Raw genomic sequence first — 847 nt, 5'->3', positions numbered from 1 at the left:
TCGCAGGCGTCCAACGGCGTCAGTTCAACGGAGAGAACACATGTTCAAATTCACGGGGAAAGTGCTTTCCCTTTCGGCCGCGGCGCTTTTCGCGTCGACGGTGATTTCGTCCGCGGATTCGATGGACGATCTCGTCAAGGCCGCCAAGGCAGAAGGCCAGCTCACCACCATCGCGTTGCCGCATGACTGGTGCGGCTACGGCGACGTCATCGCAGGCTTCAAGGCGAAGTATCCGGAAATCACCGTCAACGAACTCAATCCGGATGCCGGTTCCGGCGACGAAATCGAGGCGATCAAGGCCAACAAGGACAACAAAGGTCCGCAGGCGCCCGACGTCATCGACGTCGGCCTGTCCTTCGGCCCGACCGCCAAGGCCGATGGCCTGATCCAGCCCTACAAGGTGTCGACCTGGGACTCGATCCCCGACAGCGCGAAGGATGCCGAAGGTTTCTGGACCGGCGACTATTACGGCGTGCTTTCCTTCCAGGTGAACAAGGATCTCGTCAAGGAAGCTCCGGCCGACTGGGCCGACCTGCTGAAGCCGGAATTCGCCAACTCGGTGGCCCTTGCCGGTGATCCGCGTGCCTCGAACCAGGCGATCCAGGCGGTTTATGCCGCCGGCCTGTCGTCGGGTGCCGCCGCTGGTGAAGCTGCCGGTACCGCTGGCCTCGACTTCTTCAAGAAGCTCAATGCCGCCGGCAATTTCGTGCCGGTCATCGGAAAGGCCGCGACGCTCGCCCAGGGCCAGACCCCGATCCTCGTCACCTGGGACTACAACGCGCTCGCCGGCCGCGACACGCTGAAGGGCAATCCGCCCGTCGACGTCGTCGTGCCGAAGACCGGTGTC

General features: G+C 63.3%; 1 protein-coding gene. It reads left to right on the top strand.

What is annotated here, in order from left to right:
- Positions 1–40 precede the first annotated feature (40 nt).
- A partial coding sequence (locus EOD15_RS34925; RefSeq protein WP_148129838.1) for an ABC transporter substrate-binding protein occupies positions 41–847 on the top strand: 807 nt, incomplete at its 3' end.

Source organism: Mesorhizobium sp. M7A.T.Ca.US.000.02.2.1, assembly GCF_003996995.1.
Classification (GTDB): domain Bacteria; phylum Pseudomonadota; class Alphaproteobacteria; order Rhizobiales; family Rhizobiaceae; genus Mesorhizobium.
The sequence above is the reverse complement of the archived record's forward strand: the minus strand, read 5'-3'. Positions and strand labels throughout refer to the sequence as shown.